General features: G+C 73.5%; 4 protein-coding genes. All 4 read left to right on the top strand.

The genetic code is table 11. The features are described 5' to 3' along the window. The first annotated feature begins 126 nt into the window (after positions 1–126). The 4 genes from D7X32_RS43360 to D7X32_RS43345 all read left to right on the top strand — a co-directional run bounded on the left by D7X32_RS43360 (position 127) and on the right by D7X32_RS43345 (position 4,248). Entirely contained in the window at positions 127–1,587 is a 1,461-nt protein-coding gene (locus tag D7X32_RS43360; protein WP_120608334.1) for an adenylate/guanylate cyclase domain-containing protein, read from the top strand. Positions 1,588–1,607: 20 nt separating this feature from the next. Beyond that, positions 1,608–2,027: a type II secretion system protein GspG gene (locus tag D7X32_RS43355; RefSeq protein WP_120608333.1), complete on the top strand. Its 420-nt coding sequence runs from the start codon at positions 1,608–1,610 to the stop codon at positions 2,025–2,027. A gap of 140 nt (positions 2,028–2,167) precedes the next feature. Continuing rightward, the gene (locus D7X32_RS43350; protein WP_120608332.1) at positions 2,168–3,526 is read left to right on the top strand and encodes a universal stress protein; all 1,359 of its coding nucleotides are present in this window, start codon (positions 2,168–2,170) and stop codon (positions 3,524–3,526) included. Between the two features lie 140 nt (positions 3,527–3,666). Beyond that, positions 3,667–4,248 (top strand): sigma 54-interacting transcriptional regulator, encoded by a 582-nt coding sequence (locus tag D7X32_RS43345; RefSeq protein ID WP_120608331.1) that lies wholly within the window; start codon positions 3,667–3,669, stop codon positions 4,246–4,248. Positions 4,249–4,399: the final 151 nt, after the last annotated feature.

The raw sequence follows: 4,399 nt of genomic DNA, 5'->3' as shown, positions 1-4,399 counted from the left end.
GAGCGGGGAAGGCACGGGTGAGGGGTTCGCGGCGCCCGGGGTTGCGCTACGCTCCCCCACAGGGTGTGCGCCGGGCCGCCCGTGTTTCGCTCCCGGTCCAGTCGCCAGGGGGACGGAGATTGCCGCGTGAGTGCATCGAATCCCCTCTTCGGTGACCTGTTGCTCAAGCTGGGCGTCGTCACGCCGGGGCAGGTGCAGGAGGCGCTCGCGCTGCAGGCCCTCACCGGGCAGCGCGTGGGCGAAGCGCTCATCTCCCTGGGCTATGTGTCACGCGAGCAGATTCAAGACGCGCTGGGAGAAGCCCTGGGCCTGAACCATGAGAAGGGCCCCGCGCAGCCGCCGCTGGGCGAGCTGCTGGTGGGGCTCAAGTACGTGACGCTCGCGCAGCTGGACGAGGCCCTGGCGCGGCAGCGGCGCGACGGGCGGCGGCTGGGAGAGATCCTCGTCGAGCTGGGCCACTGCACGTACAAGCAGATCTACGAAGCGCTGGGCGTGCAGAACCGCATCGTCGGCCGGCAGGACCTGCCGCGTCCCGCGACGGAAGGGCGCCGCCGCGTGGTGGTGGTGGACGACAGCCCCCTGGCGTGCGCGTTCGTGCAGGAGGGGTTGGTGGCGCTGGGCTACGAGGTCCTCTGCTTCCAGGACCCGTACGAAGCGCTGGAGGGCATGGGGCGGCTGCAGCCGGCCATCGTGCTGAGCGACCTGGAGATGCCGGGGCTGGACGGCGTGGAGCTGTGCCGGCGGCTGAAGGAGGGCCCGCGCAGCACCATCCCCGTCATCATGCTCACCGCGAACGACCGCGAGGCGGAGCGCGTGCGCGGCCTGCGCGCGGGCGCGGACGACTACGTGAACAAGTCCGCGTCCATGGACGAGCTGGCGGCGCGCATCGAAAGCGTGGTGCGCCGCACGGACGAGACGGAGCGCATGCGCAAGCTGTTCGCGCGCTACACGTCCGACGCGGTGGTGGAGGAGATCCTCAAGAGCGCGGACGCGGCGGTGCTCGCCGGTGAGAAGCGCGAGGTGACGGTGCTGTTCGCGGACATCCGCAACTTCACCGGGCTGGCGGAGAGCCTCCCCCCCGAGCAGGTGGTGGCGGTGCTCAACCAGGTGCTGGGCCGGCTGTCGGACGCGGTGCTCACCTGCGGCGGCACGCTGGACAAGTTCCTGGGCGACGGGCTGATGGCTGTCTTTGGCGCGCCAGTGGGCCGCCCGGACGACGCGCTCCGGGGCCTGCAGTGCGCGAAGATGATGATGGAGGCCCTGGTGGAGCTGCGCGCCGTCGCGGAGGCGGAGTGGGTGGCCCTCGGCCGCGAGGGCCGGCCCCTGGTGCTGGAGCTGGGCGTGGGGTTGAACTCGGGCGTGGTGGTGTCTGGGAACATCGGCAGCGCGCTCCGGGCCGAGTACACCTGCATCGGCGACGCGGTGAACGTGGCCGCGCGGCTGTGCGCGCTGGCCGGGCCGGGGGAAATCCTGGTGGGCGAGCGCACGCGCGAACTGGTGGACGCGAACGAGACCGCCTTCGAGGACCTGCCGCCGGTGCGCTTGAAGGGCAAGCAGCAGCCGGTGCCGCTTTACCGCGCCCTCTGACGCGGTAGGGTGGGCGGGCCATGTCCGCCACCTCCTCTTCGCCCGCCATCCCCGAGAAGTCCCGCCGCTCCCCGCTGCCCTGGGTGGCGGTGGTGTTCGGACTGGCGCTCGTCGTGGCCCTGGTGCTCACCGCCTTCCGCCGCCGCGACCCCGAGCAGGCGCAGCGGATCCACTCCGACTTCACCCTCATCCTGGGCGCGCTGGAGCGCTACCAGGCGGACCACGGAGGGCAGCTGCCGGAGGAGGCGGACCTGGACGCGTTGCTGGTGCCCAAGTACCTGAACGCCGTGCCCCTGGACCCCTGGGGCCGCCGGTACCAGTACGCGAGCAACGCGCAGGGCGTGTTCCTGTCCAGCTTCGGCCGGGAGAACCTGCGCGGCGGCGTGGGCGAGAACCAGGACCACACCAACCACGACGGGCACCAGCAGCTCCTGAAGTAGGGCCCTGGCCCCCGGCCTGCCCCGCCCTGGAGGGCAGGCAGGCCGGCATGGACGGGGGCACGCCACCGGGTTGCCGGCGTGCGCATCCTTCTCGGCGAGGGGAGGCACCAGCGGGCATCGCCTCCTCGGGGGGCCCCGCCATGGCCATCATCTGCGCAACCAACCTGTCCGCCGACGCCGCGCACGCGGCCACGGTCGCGGCGACCCTCGCCGGCCGGCTGGGAGAGCCCCTGCTGTTGCTGGGGGTGGACGACGAGGTCCCGGACGCGGAGGCCCCGGACGCCCTGTCCGCCGCGGAAGGAGGCCTGGCCGCGGAGGCCGTGCGCCTGAGGGCGTTCGCGGGCTCGGTGGAGCCGCGCATGCAGCGGGGCGCCTCCGTGGAGACGCTGCTGGGGGATGAGGAGTGCCGCAGCGCCCGGCTGGTGGTGGTGGCCGCGGAGGGCTGGCGCACGTCCCCCTGGCGCAAGACGTCCCTGGCGGAGCGCCTGGCCCGCCACGGCTGCGCTCCGGTGCTGGCGGTGCGCCGGGACACGGCGCTGCTGGACTGGGCCCGGGGCCGGCGCCGGCTGCTGGCGATGGTGGGCGTGGACCCCCGGTCCGCCACGTCCGACGCGGCCATCACCTTCCTGCGGGAGCTGCGGCGCGTGGGCGGGTGCGACGTGCTGGCCACGTACGTGTGCTCGCCCCTGGAGGAGCGCGAGCGGCTGGGCATCCACACCCCCGTGCACGTGGAGCGGCTGGATGCGCGGGAGCGCACCATGGAGGGGTTGGATCCGCTGGTGGAGCGCGTGCTCCAACGCGAGGTGCGCGAGCGCCTGGGCGACCTGGAGGGGGAGGGCCGCGTGGAGGTGGTGCTGGAGCCCGGCTATGGCCGCCCGGCGGACCACCTGCTGCACGTGGCCCACGCCCGGAGCGTGGAGCTGACGGTGGTGGGCATGCACCTGCGCGGCGGCGTACAGCGGCTGTGGCACGGCTCCGTGTCGGAGGGCGTGCTGCGCCACGCGGAGCGCTCCGTGGCGTGCATCCCGCCCGGGGTTCGCGAGCCGCGCCGCCTGCCGCCGCCCCGCAGCGCGCTGGTGCCGGTGGACTTCACCGTCGCCTCCGGCCAGGCCATCTCGCAGGCGTGCTCGCTGGTGGGGCCGGGCGGCCGCGTGCACCTGCTGCACGTGCACCGGCTCCGGGGCCGTGAGCGGGGTCCCCGGGACTTCCTGGGCGTGCTCCCGGAGCCCAACGGCGAGCGGGACGAGGTGCTGCACCGGCTCTGGGCGCAGGTGCCCCAGGACACGGCCGCGCAGGCGGTGCACTGGAGCGTGGAGGGCGTCAGCGGGGAGGACGTCGCCGTCGCCATCTGCCAGGCCACGGAGCGCGAGGGCGTGGACCTGGTCTGCGTGGGCACGTCCGCCCGCCGCGAGGTCATCCCGGACGTGCTGGAGGAGGCCGTGGCGCGCGAGCTGGTGCTGCGCTGCCGCCGGCCCGTGATGGTGGTGCCCTCGGCCTGACCCGGGAACGGGCGTCCAGTGGATGGGGTCCTCGCGAAACGGGTCCCCGTTTTTTTCCCGCAAGTAAGGGATTGAACAGGCGACCCGGTAGGGCGTTAGACTTTGCGAGGACCCGCTTTCCCAGAAGGGTAGGGCATCCCGTGGCTCTTCGCGGTTATCGAGAAGAGGACCTCGTCTCCAACCGTGCATCGCTGCTCATCCACGGAGGCACCGAGGACGAGCGCAGGGCCTGGGCGGAGGAAGCCGCGCGCAACTTCGGCGTCCCGCTCACGGAGGTGCGCCAGGCCCCGGAGCTGGCGGGAGCGCTCCGTCAGCCCAACGGCGTGCTGTTCATCGCGGACGTGGCGAAGCTGCCGCTCGACGCCCAGGGCCTCATCCTGCGCTGCCTCCAGATGCAGGAGGAGCGGCCCAAAGTGGTGGTGGGCGTGTCCGGCACGGCGATGGCCGCCCTCACCCGGGGCACGCTGCGCGAGGACCTGCACTACCGGCTGAACCAGGCCCAGGTGGACCTGCAGACGGACGGCCTGCGGGACGCGCTCAAGCGCCGCTGGGCGCAGCAGGCGGAGCAGCTGGCCGTGCGCGCCGCGGCGCTGAAGGCCGCCGAGGAGAAGGAGCGCGCCGCCGCCGTGGCCCGCCGCCCCGGCTCCGTCACCCGCATCCTGCCCAAGCGCAAGGCGCCGGCCTCCGCCCGCAAGGGCGCGCCCCGCAACGCGGTCCGCTGAAGCCTCCGGGGCCCTGTGTGCCCCGGGACGTGAACCCTTCTCCTGGGGTTGCCGGCCGGGCATCCTGGCCCGGTGCGGGGAGGCGCGGGTCACGGCCGGGGAGGGCGTCCTGAGCTGTCTCTCATACAAATCTGACGCTGCCGACGACTAC

The organism is Corallococcus carmarthensis (assembly GCF_003611695.1).
Taxonomy (GTDB): domain Bacteria; phylum Myxococcota; class Myxococcia; order Myxococcales; family Myxococcaceae; genus Corallococcus; species Corallococcus carmarthensis.
Note: the sequence above shows the minus strand (reverse complement) of the source record. Positions and strands in the feature narration are given on the sequence as shown.